The following is a 14,643-nucleotide window of genomic DNA, read 5'->3' on the forward strand; positions in this document are numbered from 1 at the left end:
GGCCGCGGCCGCCGCGGCCCGCACCGAGGCGGCCGCCGCCAAGGCCGAGGCGAAGGCGGCCCGGGCCGAGGCCCGGCGCGTCCTCGACGACGCTCGCGCGGAGGCCGACACCATCCTGGAGCGGGCGCACAAACAGGCCGAGGCCGACGCCGAGCAACTCCGGACGGCCGCGCGGCGCAGCGGCGAGCGGGAAGTCGCCGTGCTGGCGGCGACCACCCGGGAGCAGGCCGCCGAGGTGGAGCGACGGGCCGCCCGGATGGACGAGCGGGAGCGGCTGCACACCGAGGAGGTGGAGCGCCTCGCCGAGCGGGAACGGCAGCTCACCGCCGCCAGCGCCGCCCTGGCCGCCCGCGAGAGCACCCTGGCGCAGCGGGAGCGGGAACTGGCCGAGGCGGAGGAGGAGCGCCGCCGGGAGCTGGAGCGGGTGGCCGGGCTGACCGCCGACGCCGCCCGCGCCGAGCTGATCGAGGCGATCGAGGCCCAGGCCAAGCGGGAGGCCGCGCTGCTGGTGCGGGACATCGAGTCCGACGCCCGGAACACCGCCGAGCAGCGCGCCCGGCACATCGTGGTCGACGCGATCCAGCGGGTCGCCAGCGAGCAGACCGCGGAGAGCGTGGTGAGCGTCCTGCACCTGCCCGGTGACGAGATGAAGGGACGGATCATCGGCCGGGAGGGGCGCAACATCCGCGCCTTCGAGTCGGTCACCGGGGTCAACCTGATCATCGACGACACCCCCGAGGCGGTGCTGCTCTCCTGCTTCGACCCGGTCCGCCGGGAGGTCGGCCGGCTCACCCTGGAGAAGCTGGTCCTCGACGGGCGGATCCACCCGCACCGGATCGAGGAGGTCTACGACCAGGCCCGGCACGAGGTGGAGGAGCTCTGCCACCGGGCCGCCGAGGACGCCCTGGTCGAGGTGGGCATCACCGAGATCCACCCGGAGCTGGTAACCCTGCTGGGCCGGCTGCGCTACCGCACGTCGTACGGGCAGAACGTGCTCAAGCATCTGGTGGAGACCGCGCACATCGCCGGGATCATGGCCGCCGAGCTGCGGCTGGACGTGCCGACGATCAAGCGCTGCGCGTTCCTGCACGACATCGGCAAGGCGCTCACCCACGAGGTGGAGGGGAGCCACGCGATCATCGGCGCCGACCTGGCCCGCAAGTACGGCGAGAGCGAGGACGTCGTCCACGCGATCGAGGCGCACCACAACGAGGTGCCGCCGCAGACCATCGAGGCCGTCCTCACCCAGGCGTCCGACGCCTGCTCCGGCGGCCGGCCGGGGGCGCGGCGGGAGAGCCTGGAGGCGTACGTCAAGCGGCTGGAGCGGATCGAGGAGATCGCGGCCGGCAAGCTCGGCGTGGAGAAGGTCTTCGCCATGCAGGCCGGCCGGGAGATCCGGGTGATGGTCAAGCCGGAGGACGTCGACGACATCGGCGCGGCGGTGCTGGCCCGGGACGTGGCCAAGCAGATCGAGGAGGAGCTGACCTACCCCGGCCAGATCCGGGTGACCGTGGTCCGCGAGTCCCGGGTCACCGAGATCGCCCGCTGAGCCGGGCCGGGTACGCCGACGGGCGGGTGGGATCTCCCACCCGCCCGTCGTTCATCCGGTTCCGATCAGACCCGCGCCGAGGCGTCCCGGCCGATGTCCTGGGCCGGGAGCACCTTGCCGGCGGTGCGCGGCAGCCGGCTCAGCCGCTTCTGCAGCCACCAGGCCAGGATCGACAGCAGGCCGCAGATGCTGATGTAGATCGCCGCGACGATCAGGTACGCCGGCACGTACGGCAGCCCGAACGGCAGCCGGCCGCCGATCTGCTTACCCACGAAGAGCAGCTCGGGGTAGGTGATGATGAAGCCGAGCGCGGTGTCCTTGAGCAGCACGACGAGCTGGCTGACGATGGCCGGCAGCATGGAGCGGAAGGCCTGCGGCAGCAGGATCAGCCGGAGCACCTGGTTCTTCCGCATGCCGATCGCGTACGCGCCCTCGGACTGCCCGTACGGCACCGCGTTGATGCCGGCCCGGAAGATCTCCGCCAGGACCGAGCCGTTGTAGAGCATCAGCCCGATGACCAGCGCCCAGAGCTTGTCGATCGACCACCCGTACTGCAGCGGCACGTAGTAGCCGAAGAAGATCAGGATCAGCAGCGGGATAGCCCGGAACAGCTCCACCACGAAGGTGGCCGGGACTCGCAGGATCCACTTGTCGCTCAGCCGGGCGCTGGCGAAGACCGCGCCGAACAGCAGCGCCAGCACGGCCGCGATGCCGGCCGCCTTGAGCGTCGCCCAGAGGCCGGTGAGCAGCTCACGCTGCACCGAGGCGTACTGGAACTGCTCCCACTTGCGCGGCTCGAACTGGCCGGTCGCGGAGAACTTGTAGCCGATGAAGGCGATCAGGGCCACGATGCCGGCGGTCGCGAGGACGCTGAGGAGCAGGTTGCGTCGCCGGGCCTTCGGACCCGGAAGGTCGTAGAGAACCGACGTCATCGCGCCACCGCCCACTTGCGCTCGAGGAACCGCTGCAGGGCCACCAGCGGCAGGACCAGAATCAGGAAGCCGATGGTGATCCAGAGCAGGACCGCGAACTGCGGCTCACCCCGCTCGGACATGTACGCCGGGATCGCGCCGGCCTCCAGCACGGAGAAGCCGGCGGCGATGGTGGTGTTCTTCAGCATCGCGATGAAGACGCTCATCATCGGGGGCACCATGGCCCGGAGCGCCTGTGGCAGCACGATCAGGGTCAGCACCTGACCGAAGGTCATGCCCAGGGCCCGGGCCGCCTCCGCCTGGCCGGTGGCGACGGTGTTGACACCCGAGCGGACCACCTCGCAGACGAAGGCCGCGGTGTAGAGGGTCAGCGCGATGCAGGCGCTCGGGAAGTAGTCGATGTTGACGTCGAGCTTCGGCACCGCGAACACCAGGAACGCGAAGACCAGCGTCAGCGGCGTGTTGCGGACCACATTGACGTACGTGGCGCCGAAGGCGCGTAGCGCGGGAACGGGGGAGACCCGCATCGCGCCGAGCAGCATGCCGAGAACGAGGCTGCCGACGCCGGCGATCAGGAACAGCTTGACGGTGTTGAAGAAGCCCTCGCGGAACAGGTCCGCGTTGTCCGTCAGGACGCGGAGGAACTCGGCCATGCCTCGCTCTCAGTCCTCGGGCGGACGCCGGGCGGGGACGGACCCCGCCCGGCGCCGCGTCACGTGTCGGAGCCGGTCGCTCAGTACCGCTCGAGCTGCGGCGGGGTGGCCGAGGAGCCGGACTTGCCCAGCGTGCCGTCGTAGATCTTCTGCCAGGTGCCGTCCTTGAACGCCGCCTCGATCTGGTCGTTGACGTAGTCGCGCAGCGCCTTGTCGTCCTTCGGCAGACCGATGCCGTACTTCTCGGTGCTGAACGGCTGGCCGACGACCTTCAGCTCGTCCGGGTTCTGCGCCGCGTAGCCCTTGAGGATGGCGTCGTCGGTGGTCACCGCGTCGACCTTCTTGTCGAGCAGCTGCGAGACGCACTCGGAGTAGGTCTTGAACTCGACGATGTTGTTCGGCTCGGTCAGGTTCTCGTCCCGGACCCGCTGGATCGGGGTCGAACCGGTGGCCGAGCAGACCTTCTTGCCCTTCAGGCTGTCCTTGCCGGTGATCGAGCTGTCGTCCTTGCGGACCAGCAGGTCCTGGCCGGCGACGAAGTACGGGCCGGCGAAGGAGACGTCGTTCTTGCGCTTGTCGGTGATCGAGTACGTGCCGACGTAGTAGTCGATCTCGCCGCCCTTGATCGCGGTCTCCCGGTTGGCGGAGGCGATCTCCTTGTACTCGATCTTCGCCGGGTCCACACCCAGGGTGCCGGCGATGTACTGGGCCATCTCCACGTCGAAGCCGCAGCGCTTGCCCTGGGCGTCCTTGTAGCCGAGGTTCGGCTGGTCGAACTTGACGCCGATGGTGACCTTGCCGGCGCTCTTGATCTTCTGGAAGGTCGGGCTGCCGGCGACGTTGACGTCGGTCTTCGGGGTGAAGGTGACGCCGGAGGTCGTGCACTGGTCGGACTGGGCGCCGCCGGAGGCGTTGCCACCGCTCGGGGTGGGGTTCCCCTCCTTGCCACAGGCGGCGGCCGAAAGGGCGAGGGACGCCATCATGGCGACCGCCGCGACGCGCTTGTAACGCATACTCATCTCCTTTGTCGACAAAGCCCGCCGGGGGACGGCGCGCTCCAGGTACGGACGCTCAGTGCGTGAGGATCTTGGAGAGGAAGTCCTTGGCCCGCTCGCTGCGCGGGTGGGCGAAGAACTCAGTCGGCGGGGCGTCCTCGACCAGCTTGCCGTCGGCCATGAAGATCACCCGGTTCGCCGCGTGCCGGGCGAAGCCCATCTCGTGGGTGACCACGACCATGGTCATGCCCTCGCGGGCCAGCGAGGTCATCACGTCCAGCACCTCGCCGACCATCTCCGGGTCCAGTGCGCTGGTCGGCTCGTCGAAGAGCATCGCCTTGGGCTGCATGGCCAGCGCGCGGGCGATCGCCGCCCGCTGCTGCTGGCCGCCGGAGAGCTGCGCCGGGTACTTGTCGGCCTGGTTGGCGATGCCGACCCGGTCGAGCAGGGCCAGGCCGCGTTCGCGGGCGGCGGCCGGCTTCTCCTTGCGGACCCTGATCGGGCCGAGGGTGACGTTCTCCAGGATGGTCTTGTGGGCGAACAGGTTGAACGACTGGAAGACCATGCCGACCTCGCTGCGCAGCTTCGCCAGCGCCTTGCCCTCGGCGGGCAGCGGGATGCCGTCGAAGGTGATGGTGCCCGAGTCGATCGGCTCCAGCCGGTTGATCGCCCGGCAGAGCGTGGACTTTCCGGAGCCCGACGGGCCGATGACGACGACGACCTCGCCCCTGCCGACCGAGAGCGACACGTCGTTCAGCACGTGCAGCGGACCGAAGTGCTTGTTGACCTCGTCCAGCACGATGAGCGGTTCGCCCGTCGTCACGTCGTCCACCGTCCCCTGTCGTCGGTCCCAGAAGCGGGGTCGATCGACCCCCGGTTCGGCAACTGTAGGCGGGGTGACGTGGCGGAACGCAAGTCAGATGGTCACGGAGAGGTAACACCGGTCCTCCCAGTGCCGCCGAGGCTGAATTTCGTCACGTACCGGTCCGTCCGAGTGGCGCGGCTCGCGGCGCGCCGAGATCATGTGGGGATGACCGACGTGCTCCGGTTGACCGATTACGCCCGTGGCGGCGGCTGCGCCTGCAAGATCCCGCCGGGCGAGCTGGAGGCGATGGTCGCTGGGCTGGGCCCGGCCAGCGGCACCGCCGACCTGCTGGTCGGCCTGGACCATGGCGACGACGCCGCGGTGGTCCGGCTGGACGAGCGGACCGGCCTGGTCAGCACCGCCGACTTCTTCACCCCGGTCGTCGACGACGCCTACGACTGGGGCCGGATCGCCGCGGCCAACGCGCTCTCCGACGTGTACGCCATGGGCGGCACCCCGCTGGTCGCGCTCAACCTGCTCTGCTGGCCGCGGGACGTGCTGCCGCTGGAACTGGCCCGCGAGGTGCTGCGCGGCGGCCAGGACGTGGCCCGGGAGGCGGGCTGCCACCTCGCCGGCGGGCACAGCGTCGACGACGACGGCCCGAAGTACGGCCTCGCCGTCACAGGTGTGGTCCGCCCGGAGGAGCTGATCACCCTGGACGCCGGCCGGGTCGGCCTGCCGCTGTCGCTGACCAAGCCGCTCGGCGTCGGGGTGCTGAACACCCGGCACAAGGCCACCGGCGAGAGCTTTCCGGAGGCGGTCGCCTCGATGACCCGGCTGAACCGGGACGCGGCCCGCGCGGCGGTCGCCGCCGGCATCCGCTGCGGCACCGACGTCACCGGGTTCGGGCTGCTCGGGCACGCCTCCAAGCTGGCCCGGGCCAGCCGGCTCACGGTCGCCATCGACGCGGCCCAGGTGCCGTACCTGCCGGGAGCCCGGGCGGCGCTGCGGGACGGGTACGTCAGCGGCGGCACCCGCCGCAACCTGGACTGGGTGACCCCGTGGACCGACTTCGGCGGCGTCGACGAGGGGGAGCGGCTGCTGCTGGCCGACGCGCAGACCTCCGGCGGGCTGCTGGTCGCTGGTGAGGTGCCGGGCGGCACGGTGATCGGCGAGTTGCTGCCGCCGAGCGAGCACCTGATCCGGGTCCGCTGACCCTGCCGATGTTCTCCCGGGCGGGGCACCATACCCGATAAACTGTCATCTTCCCGCTACTCGGAGCAATGGGGCCCGAGGAATTTTTGCCCGGAATGGTCACAGACCGGTAACTTGCCCCCGGCTGCGGTCATATGCACCCCACCATCGTCAGTAAGGCCCGATCCGGAGGCCGGTGGGACGAGCACAGCGAGGAGACGGCATGACCGAGCTGTGGAACTGGAGAATCGACGGGGTGGCCCCCACGAAGGTCTACCCGGCGTTGGCCGAGGCGCTCGGTCGGGTGGTGATGCCCCTCGCCGTCGCCGACCCGGCCCGGCTGCCCACGTACGCGGTGGTCTGCGACGTGTGGGAGGCGCCGGGCGCCTTCGGCACGATGGTCGACTGCTACGGGGTGCCCGAGCGGCTGCCGGAGCTGCCGAGCATCGCGGCGCTGGCCCGGCTGCTGAACCGCAACTGCCTGATGCGCGACGACACCCTCGACGCGACCCGGCACCTGCTGGTCGCCCCGGACGGCACCATCCGACCGGTGCACTTCGACGTCACCGAGACCGACGACGGTGAGGTGCTCAGCGACCAGCGGCTCTGCACCGCCGCCCACCCCGGCTGCCGGGGCTGGTCGCAGTGCCACCGCTCCCGGTGGGCCCCCGACTCGGTCGCCCCGGCGCGCGCCGCCGCCTGATCGCCCCGCGCCCGGACCCTGCTCGGCGTCCGGGCGAGATCGACCTCGGATGCGGCGCAACCTGGCTGCCCGCTGGACCGGAGACGATCACGATCGCCGGGCGCCGCGGACCTCCAACTGGTCCAGCAGGGTCGCGGTGGCCGCGGCGACGGCGTCCACCGCCGCCTCGAACGCGGCCGCGTTGTGCGCGGCGGGCGCCCGGAAGCCGGAGATCTTCCGGACGTACTGCAGCGCCGCCGCCCGGATGTCCCCCTCGGTGACCACCGGGACGTACGGCTCACGCAGGGTCTTGATACTTCGGCACACGGCTCCTCCTCGTTCGATTCCATCGGGTCCGCCCGGATACGCTGTCCCGGTCATGACTACCGCAGCCGCGAGCAGCCCGCGCACCTACCAGGTGCGCACCTACGGCTGCCAGATGAACGTGCACGACTCCGAGCGCATCTCGGGCCTGCTGGAACAGGCCGGCTACGTGCGTGCCGCCGAGGCCGACGACAACCCGGACGTGGTGGTGTTCAACACCTGCGCCGTCCGGGAGAACGCCGACAACCGGCTCTACGGCAACCTGGGTCATCTGCGCCCCGTGAAGGACAAGCACCCCGGGATGCAGATCGCGGTCGGCGGCTGCCTGGCGCAGAAGGACCGCGGCGAGATCGTCCGCAGGGCCCCCTGGGTGGACGTGGTCTTCGGCACGCACAACATCGGCTCGCTGCCGGTGCTGCTGGAACGGGCCCGGCACAACACCGCCGCCGAGGTGGAGATCCTCGAATCCCTCGACGTCTTTCCCTCCACGCTGCCCACCCGGCGCGAGTCGACGTACGCCGGCTGGGTGTCGATCTCCGTCGGCTGTAACAACACCTGCACGTTCTGCATCGTGCCCTCCCTGCGCGGCAAGGAGAAGGACCGCCGCCCCGGCGACATCCTCTCCGAGGTGCGCGCCCTGGTCGACGAGGGCGTGCTGGAGGTGACCCTGCTCGGGCAGAACGTCAACTCCTACGGTGTCGCGTTCGGCGACGCTGGCGAGCCGAACTGGAAGCGCAGTGGTGGCCGGTCGGCTTTCGCCGAGCTGCTGCGCGCCTGCGGCGACATCGAGGGCCTGGAGCGGGTCCGGTTCACCAGCCCGCACCCGAAGGACTTCACCGACGACGTGATCGCCGCGATGGCGGAGACGCCCAACGTCTGCCACTCGCTGCACATGCCGTTGCAGTCCGGCTCGGACGACGTGCTGCGCGCGATGCGCCGGTCGTACCGGTCGGAGCGCTACCTGGGGATCATCGAGAAGGTCCGGGCGGCGATGCCGGACGCGGCGATCACCACCGACATCATCGTCGGCTTTCCCGGCGAGACCGACGCCGACTTCGAGCGGACCCTCGACGTGGTCCGGGAGGCGCGGTTCTCCTCGGCGTTCACCTTCCAGTACTCCAAGCGTCCCGGCACCCCCGCCGCGACCATGGACGGCCAGCTTCCGAAGCAGGTCGTGCAGGAGCGGTACGAGCGGCTGATCGCCACGGTGGAGGAGATCACCTGGGCGGAGAACAGGAAGCTCGTTGGGGAGACCGTCGAGGTGCTGGTCGCCGTCGGTGAGGGGCGCAAGGACGAGCGGACCGGCCGGATGTCCGGCCGCGCCCGGGACGGCCGGCTGGTCCACTTCGACGCGGGTTCCCTCGCCGGGCAGATCCGCCCCGGCGACATCGTGCACACCACGGTGACGTACGCCGCCCCGCACCACCTCAACGCCGACGGCGAGCCGCTGTCGCACCGGCGTACCCGGGCCGGCGACGCCGCCGAGGCGGGTCGTTCCCCGCGTACGCCCGGGGTGCTGCTCGGGCTGCCCACGATCGGCGCGCCGGCCGCGACGCCGGAGCCGACCACCGGCTGCGCCGCGCACTGACCGACCACCGACGGCCGGGACCTCCCCGTGGAGGTCCCGGCCGTCGCGCGTCCCGGGCCCGCCACCGGGATCGCGCTGTTTCCTGGATGTAGTGGCCTCGCGAGCGGGGGGATGCCACTGCTTCCAGGATCGAGCGCGATCTTGCCGGAGGGTTTGACCCCGGACAGGCCGGAGCCCCCGGTCCCGAGGGGGACCCGGGGGCTCCGGAGTGGATCAGCTCAGCTGGCCTGCTCGGCGAGCTGGAGGAACTGACGCTTGGAGGCGAGCGCCTGCTCGGCCTCCTTGATCCGGCGGGCGTCCCCGGCGGCCTGCGCCCGGGCCAGCCGATCCTCGGCCTCGGCCACCTGCGCCCGCATCTGCGCCAGCAACGGGTTGTCCTGCGGCGCGGTACGCCGCCAGGCCGAGTCCATGACCTCGCGGACCTTGTCGTCGATCGCGCGCAGTCGCCGCTCCAGGCCGGCGGCCGCCTCGCGCGGCACCCGGCCGGCCTCGTGCCACTGCGCCTGGATCTCCCGCAGCTTCGCCTGGGCGCCCTTCGGGTCACCCTCGATGTCGAGGGCCTCCGCCTCGGTCAGCAGGGCCTGCTTGCGCTCCAGGTTGGCGCGCTGCTCGTTGTCCCGCGCCGAGAAGACCTCGCTGCGGCGGGTGAAGAACTCGTCCTGCGCCGCCCGGAACCTCTCCCAGAGCTTCTGCTCGGCCTCCTTGGAGGCCCGCGGCGCGGCCTTCCACTGGGACATCAGGTCTTTGAGCTGGTTGGCGGTGACCGCCCAGTCGGTGGAGTCCTTCAGCTTCTCGGCCTCGGCGACCAGCTGCTCCTTGACCCCCTGCGCCTGCTTGCGCTGCTGGTCGAGGGAGGCGAAGTGGGCGCCCCGGCGCCGGGTGAAGCCGTCCCGGGCGGCGGCGAACCGCTTCCACAGCTCACCGTCGGTCTTCTTGTCGACCCCGCGGATGGTCTTCCACTCGTCGAGGATCTCCTTGAGCCGGTCCCCGGCGGTCTTCCAGCCGGTGGACTCGGCGGCGAGCTTCTCCGCCTCCTCCACCAGGGCCGTCTTGCGGGCGAGGGCCTCGCCCCGGGCGGCGTCCCGGGCGGCCTTGGCCTCGCCGGCCTTCCCCTCCGCGACCTCGGCCAGCTTGTCGAGCCGGGCGGCCAGCGCGTCGATGTCCCCGACGACGTGCGCCTCGGCCAGCGAGGCGCGGATCCGGCGGATCGTGGCCAGCGAGTGGCCGGCATCCGCCGCGCCCGAGTTGAGTCGGGCCTCGGTCAGGTCCACCTCCGTCACCAGGTCGGCGAAGCGCCGGGCGAAGTGGGCCAGCCCCTCCTCCGGGGCCCCCGCCTGCCAGGATCCGACCACCCGCTCGCCCTCGGCGGTCTTGACGTACACGGTGCCGTCCGCGTCCACCCGTCCGAAGGCAGTCCAGTCGCTCATGTGCCCATCCTCGTTCTCCCGGCGTCGAGGGACAGCCCCCACGATCGCCGCCACGGCGCAGCAAAGTACTCCCGGCATTGTCACAGGTCCGACCCGGTGCGTGTCGAGCGCCTGTCGTCGACCGTGACCATACGGTGTCGTAGCGCTCGAATGACCGGATCGGCACGGGGACGCACCGGCGCGTCCGGCTACCGTGAACGCGTGCCTCTGGTCGCCGCCGCCGTCTGCCCCCACCCGCCGCTGATCGTGCCCGAGCTGGCCGGCGCCGCCGCGCCCGAGCTGGACGACCTCCGGACCGCCTGCGACGCCGCGGTCGGTCAGTTGCTTGCCGCCGGGCCGGACGAGATCCTGCTGGTGGGTGACGGGCCGGAGACCGACTGGTTCGGCCCCGCCGACTACGGCTCGCTGCACGGATACGGGCTGCGCCGGCCCGTCTACCTGTGGAAGCGCATGTGCTCCGGGGCCGAACTCCTGCCGCTCAGTCTGACCATCGGCGCCTGGCTGGTCGGACGCTCGGCGACCGAGCTGCCCCGGCGGGCGCACTCCGTCGCCGCGGACGCGTCGCCGCAGGGCTGCGCCGAGCTGGGGGCGAGCCTCGTCACTGAGGCCGAGCGGCGTACCGCGCTGCTGGTGTTGGGGGACGGCTCGGCGTGCCGCGGTACGAAGGCGCCCGGCTACGACGACCCGCGCGCGCAGGCGTACGACGACGAGGTGGCCCGGGCCCTGGCCGACGCGGACCCGGACGCCCTGCTCGGCCTGGACCCGGGGTTGTCGGCGGAGCTGAAGGTCGCCGGGCGCGCGCCCTGGCAGGTGCTGGCCGGCGCGGCGCGGGCGGCGGGCGGCGAGTGGCGCGGCGAGCTGGACTACTACCAGGCCCCCTACGGCGTTTCCTACTTCGTGGCGAACTGGGAACCGGCATGACGGGCACCGTCGTGGCCGTGGTCGGGCCGACCGCGGCCGGCAAGTCGGCGCTGAGCATCGCCCTGGCGCACGCCCTCGACGGCGAGGTGGTCAACGCGGACTCGATGCAGCTGTACCGGGGGATGGACATCGGCACCGCCAAGCTCACCCCGGCGGAGCGGGAGGGCGTACCGCATCACCTGCTGGACATCTGGGAGGTGACCGAGCCGGCCAGCGTCGCCGAGTACCAGCGGCTGGCCCGGGCGGCGGTCGACGACATCCTGGCTCGCGGCAAGGTGCCGCTGCTGGTCGGCGGCTCCGGGCTGTACGTGCGGGCGGTGCTGGAGCAGTTCGAGTTCCCCGGCACCGACCCGGCGGTGCGGGAGCGGCTGGAGGCCGAGCTGGCGGCCGTCGGCCCCGCGTCGCTGTACGCCCGGCTGCAGGAGGCCGACCCGGTGGCGGCGGCGGACATCCTTCCCGGCAACGGCCGGCGGATCGTCCGGGCCCTGGAGGTCATCGAGCTGACCGGGGCGCCGTTCACCGCCTCGCTGCCGGAGCCGACGCCGTACTACCCGTCGGTGCAACTCGGCGTCGACCTGGACACGGCGCTGCTGGACGAGCGGATCGCGCTGCGGGTGGACCGGATGTGGGCCGACGGCCTGGTCGCCGAGACGCAGACGCTGGTCGGGCGCGGCCTGCCCGAGGGGCGTACGGCCAGCCGGGCGCTCGGCTACCAGCAGGTGCTGCGCTTCCTCGCGGGGGAGCTGACCGAGGTCCAAGCGCACGACGAGACCATCCGGGCCACCCGGCGCTTCGTCCGCCGGCAGCGCTCCTGGTTCCGCCGCGACCCGCGGATCCACTGGCTGGACTCGGCGGCGCCGGAGCTTCTCGAGACTGCGTTGCGGGTGGTCGCCGATCATCGGGAATGATGGGGGCGTGGAGTTCACCAAGGGCCACGGCGCCGGCAACGACTTCGTGATCCTGCCCGACCCGGACGGCGCGCTGGAGCTGACGCCCGGGCTGGTCGCCGCGCTCTGCGACCGGCGTCGGGGGATCGGCGGGGACGGCGTGGTGCGGGTGGTGCGGGCGGCCAAGCACCCGGAGGGCGCCGCGTTGGCCGGCGAGGCCGAATGGTTCATGGACTACTGGAACGCCGACGGCTCGTACGCCGAGATGTGCGGCAACGGCGCCCGGGTGTTCGTCCGCTACCTGGTGGCGGCCGGGCTGGCCGACCCGGCGGGGGAGACGCTGCCGGTGGCGACCCGGGCCGGTGTCGTGCGGGCGGTGGTCCAGGGGGAGACCATCGCCGTCGAGATGCGCCGCCCCCGGATGTACGACACGGCCAGCGCCGCCCTGGGCGGGCTGACCCTGGCCGGCACCGCGGTGGACGTCGGCAACCCGCACCTGGTCTGTTCTCTGCCGGCCGGGCTGGACCTGGCTGCCCTCGATCTCACCCGGGCACCCGACGTCGACCCGACGGTCTTCCCGGCCGGGGTGAACGTCGAGTTCACCACGCCGGCCGAGCCGGTGGACGGCACCGACGGGCACGTCCTCATGCGGGTCTACGAGCGTGGCTCCGCCGAGACGCTCGCCTGCGGCACCGGTGCCTGTGCGGTCGGCGCGGTGGTGCTGCGCGACGCCGGCCAGGACACAGGCACCGTGACGGTCGACGTACCCGGGGGGCGCCTCACGGTCACCGTCACCGACGACTCGTGCTGGCTCGCCGGCCCCGCCGTCCTGGTCGCCACCGGCGAGATCGCCCCCACCGCCCTCCAGCCCTGACGCTCACCCTCGCTCACCCCGCCCAGCTTCGCCCAATTGGGGAGTTGATCAATAAGCTTGGGTCAGGTTTTCACCCAGGGCGACGCATACCTCTTGATCACCGGGCGAGGGCGAGGGAGCAAGGGGGTTGGGTGCGGTTGTTGTTGCTGGAGCGACTACAGACGCACCCGGAGGCCTTGAGGTTCGCAGGTGGGAAGGCACGCCAGGGCCGATCAGGGGGTGGCGGAGGCGTTCGCGGCGATTTCCGGGAGGTCGGCCGGTCCCGGGTCGGCGGCCGGCGGCGGGGTGGTCGCCGGGTTCTGCGCGGCGGCGCGGACGGCGGCGGCGACCGCGGGAGCCACCCGGGAGTCGAAGACGCTCGGCACGATGACCGTGGGGTTGATCTTGTCCTCGCCGACCACGTCCGCGATCGCCCGGGCCGCGGCGATCGCCATCTCCTCGGTGAACTCCTCGGCGTGCGCGTCGAGCATGCCGCGGAAGACGCCGGGGAAGGCGAGCACGTTGTTGATCTGGTTCGGCTGGTCCGAGCGACCGGTGGCCACCACGGCGGCGTACTTGCGCGCCTCCCGCGGGTCGACCTCCGGGTCGGGGTTGGCCAGCGCGAAGACGATCGCGTCCTTCGCCATGCTGGCGATGTCGTCCCCGATCAGCAGGTTCGGCGCGCTCACCCCGATGAACACGTCCGCGCCCCGCACCGCCCCGCGCAGGTCCCCGGAGTAGTTCTCCTTGTTGGTGTGCTCGGCCAGCCACTGCCAGGCCGGGTTCAGCCCGGTCAGCCCGCGGTGCAGGGCGCCCTGCCGGTCGCACGCGATGATGTCGCCCACGCCCTGGCGCAGCAGCAGCTTCATGATCGCGGTGCCGGCCGCGCCGGCGCCGGAGACCACGACCCGGACGTCGGCGAGCTCCTTGCCGACCACGCGCAGCGCGTTGGTCAGCGCGGCCAGTACGCAGATCGCGGTGCCGTGCTGGTCGTCGTGGAAGACCGGGATGTCCAGCAGCTCGCGCAGCCGGGCCTCGATCTCGAAGCAGCGCGGCGCGGCGATGTCCTCCAGGTTGATCCCGCCGTACGCGGGCGCGATCGCCTTGACGATCGCGACGATCTCGTCGGTGTCCTGGGTGTCCAGCACCACCGGCCAGGCGTCCACCCCGCCGAAGCGCTTGAACAGCGCCGCCTTGCCCTCCATCACCGGCAGCGACGCGGCCGGCCCGAGGTTGCCCAGGCCCAGCACGGCCGAGCCGTCACTGACCACCGCGACGGTGTTCCGCTTGATGGTCAGCCGTCGGGCGTCCGCCGGGTTCTCCGCGATGGCCTGGCAGACCCGGGCCACCCCCGGGGTGTACGCGCGGGACAGCTCGTCGCGGTTGCGCAGCGCGACCTTCGAGTTGACCTCGATCTTGCCGCCGAGGTGCAGCAGGAACGTCCGGTCGGAGACCTTGCGGACGTCCACGCCGTCCAGCGCGGTCAGCGCGTCGACCACCTGGTCGGCGTGGCCGGCGTCGGCGGTGTCGCAGGTCAGGTCGACGATCACGCTGGTGGGGTCGGAGTCGACCACGTCCAGCGCGGTGACGATCGCCCCGGCCTCGCCGACCGCGGTGGTCAGCCGGCCGATCGAGGAGGCGTCCGCGGTGACCGCGATCCGGATCGTGATCGAGAATCCGGCACTGGGCAGTCGGGTGATGGCCACGGAAATCCCTCCGTCATGGCTGAGCAGCTCGCCTCGCCTTTCTACCCGCATGCCGAGGCCGTCCGGCATCCGGCCCTGCCTTTCGCGGCGTTCGCCACGGGCATATAGCAGGTGCGTCCGGCGTTGA

The 14,643-nt window shown here is 71.8% G+C and carries 14 protein-coding genes; 7 read left to right on the forward strand and 7 right to left on the reverse strand.

The genetic code is table 11. The features are described from left to right. Positions 1–1,549: ribonuclease Y (rny, locus tag DKL51_RS33940; RefSeq protein ID WP_124813274.1), on the forward strand; the 1,549-nt coding region annotated here is incomplete at its 5' end. 65 nt (positions 1,550–1,614) lie between these two features. Here rny and DKL51_RS33945 read toward each other — a convergent pair. From DKL51_RS33945 to DKL51_RS33960, 4 genes are all read right to left on the reverse strand, one after another. Beyond that, positions 1,615–2,481 carry an amino acid ABC transporter permease gene (locus DKL51_RS33945; RefSeq protein ID WP_109947519.1) on the reverse strand — a complete coding sequence of 289 codons (867 nt, stop codon included), beginning with the start codon at positions 2,479–2,481 and terminating at the stop codon, positions 1,615–1,617. Then, the gene (locus DKL51_RS33950) at positions 2,478–3,134 is read right to left on the reverse strand and encodes an amino acid ABC transporter permease (protein ID WP_109947498.1); all 657 of its coding nucleotides are present in this window, start codon (positions 3,132–3,134) and stop codon (positions 2,478–2,480) included. Before DKL51_RS33950 ends, DKL51_RS33945 begins: the two co-directional genes overlap by 4 nt. An 80-nt stretch (positions 3,135–3,214) precedes the next feature. Continuing rightward, on the reverse strand, positions 3,215–4,147 hold the full coding sequence (locus DKL51_RS33955; RefSeq protein WP_109947499.1) for a glutamate ABC transporter substrate-binding protein: 933 nt from the start codon (positions 4,145–4,147) through the stop codon (positions 3,215–3,217). Between the two features lie 58 nt (positions 4,148–4,205). Further along, positions 4,206–4,961 (reverse strand): amino acid ABC transporter ATP-binding protein, encoded by a 756-nt coding sequence (locus tag DKL51_RS33960; protein WP_109947500.1) that lies wholly within the window; start codon positions 4,959–4,961, stop codon positions 4,206–4,208. Positions 4,962–5,159: 198 nt separating this feature from the next. Between DKL51_RS33960 and selD the strand changes: the two genes are divergently transcribed. Next, entirely contained in the window at positions 5,160–6,149 is a 990-nt protein-coding gene (gene selD / locus DKL51_RS33965; RefSeq protein WP_109947501.1) for a selenide, water dikinase SelD, read from the forward strand. Positions 6,150–6,351: 202 nt separating this feature from the next. Next, complete coding sequence (locus DKL51_RS33970) at positions 6,352–6,831, forward strand: hypothetical protein (protein ID WP_109947502.1); 480 nt, start codon at positions 6,352–6,354, stop codon at positions 6,829–6,831. A gap of 87 nt (positions 6,832–6,918) precedes the next feature. On the opposite strand, the gene DKL51_RS33975 is transcribed toward DKL51_RS33970, so the two are convergent. Continuing rightward, the gene (locus DKL51_RS33975) at positions 6,919–7,137 is read right to left on the reverse strand and encodes a DUF2277 family protein (protein WP_109947503.1); all 219 of its coding nucleotides are present in this window, start codon (positions 7,135–7,137) and stop codon (positions 6,919–6,921) included. A gap of 52 nt (positions 7,138–7,189) precedes the next feature. On the opposite strand from DKL51_RS33975, the gene miaB reads away from it, so the two are divergent. Beyond that, positions 7,190–8,722, forward strand: a complete 1,533-nt coding sequence (miaB, locus tag DKL51_RS33980; RefSeq protein ID WP_109947504.1) for a tRNA (N6-isopentenyl adenosine(37)-C2)-methylthiotransferase MiaB — start codon at positions 7,190–7,192, stop codon at positions 8,720–8,722. Between the two features lie 218 nt (positions 8,723–8,940). On the opposite strand, the gene DKL51_RS33985 is transcribed toward miaB, so the two are convergent. Continuing rightward, positions 8,941–10,149 carry a DUF349 domain-containing protein gene (locus tag DKL51_RS33985; RefSeq protein WP_124813276.1) on the reverse strand — a complete coding sequence of 403 codons (1,209 nt, stop codon included), beginning with the start codon at positions 10,147–10,149 and terminating at the stop codon, positions 8,941–8,943. Positions 10,150–10,299: 150 nt separating this feature from the next. Between DKL51_RS33985 and DKL51_RS33990 the strand changes: the two genes are divergently transcribed. Genes DKL51_RS33990 through dapF form a run of 3 tightly spaced genes read left to right on the forward strand, consistent with a single transcriptional unit; the run spans position 10,300 to position 12,831 of the window. Beyond that, the gene (locus tag DKL51_RS33990; RefSeq protein WP_185735010.1) at positions 10,300–11,070 is read left to right on the forward strand and encodes a class III extradiol dioxygenase subunit B-like domain-containing protein; all 771 of its coding nucleotides are present in this window, start codon (positions 10,300–10,302) and stop codon (positions 11,068–11,070) included. Then, the gene (miaA, locus tag DKL51_RS33995; RefSeq protein WP_124813280.1) at positions 11,067–11,978 is read left to right on the forward strand and encodes a tRNA (adenosine(37)-N6)-dimethylallyltransferase MiaA; all 912 of its coding nucleotides are present in this window, start codon (positions 11,067–11,069) and stop codon (positions 11,976–11,978) included. Before DKL51_RS33990 ends, miaA begins: the two co-directional genes overlap by 4 nt. Positions 11,979–11,985: 7 nt before the next feature. After that, positions 11,986–12,831, forward strand: coding sequence for a diaminopimelate epimerase (gene dapF / locus DKL51_RS34000; RefSeq protein ID WP_124813282.1), 846 nt, complete (start codon positions 11,986–11,988; stop codon positions 12,829–12,831). A gap of 212 nt (positions 12,832–13,043) precedes the next feature. Here the strand turns inward: dapF and DKL51_RS34005 are convergent, their stop codons facing one another. Next, a complete protein-coding gene (locus tag DKL51_RS34005) occupies positions 13,044–14,516 on the reverse strand; it encodes an NAD-dependent malic enzyme (protein ID WP_109947508.1) in 1,473 nt (490 codons plus the stop codon). Between the last annotated feature and the right edge of the window lie 127 nt (positions 14,517–14,643).

The sequence above is a fragment of the Micromonospora globispora genome (genome assembly GCF_003857015.1).
Lineage (GTDB): Bacteria > Actinomycetota > Actinomycetes > Mycobacteriales > Micromonosporaceae > Micromonospora > Micromonospora globispora.

Coding starts and splice junctions, on each gene's coding strand:
- DKL51_RS33945 (WP_109947519.1), bottom strand. CDS start 2,481: ATGACGTCGGTTCTCTACGACCTTCCGGGTCCGAAGGCCCGGCGACGC.
- DKL51_RS33950 (WP_109947498.1), bottom strand. CDS start 3,134: ATGGCCGAGTTCCTCCGCGTCCTGACGGACAACGCGGACCTGTTCCGC.
- DKL51_RS33955 (WP_109947499.1), bottom strand. CDS start 4,147: ATGCGTTACAAGCGCGTCGCGGCGGTCGCCATGATGGCGTCCCTCGCC.
- selD (WP_109947501.1), top strand. CDS start 5,160: ATGACCGACGTGCTCCGGTTGACCGATTACGCCCGTGGCGGCGGCTGC.
- DKL51_RS33970 (WP_109947502.1), top strand. CDS start 6,352: ATGACCGAGCTGTGGAACTGGAGAATCGACGGGGTGGCCCCCACGAAG.
- miaB (WP_109947504.1), top strand. CDS start 7,190: ATGACTACCGCAGCCGCGAGCAGCCCGCGCACCTACCAGGTGCGCACC.
- DKL51_RS33985 (WP_124813276.1), bottom strand. CDS start 10,149: ATGAGCGACTGGACTGCCTTCGGACGGGTGGACGCGGACGGCACCGTG.
- DKL51_RS33990 (WP_185735010.1), top strand. CDS start 10,300: ATGACCGGATCGGCACGGGGACGCACCGGCGCGTCCGGCTACCGTGAA.
- miaA (WP_124813280.1), top strand. CDS start 11,067: ATGACGGGCACCGTCGTGGCCGTGGTCGGGCCGACCGCGGCCGGCAAG.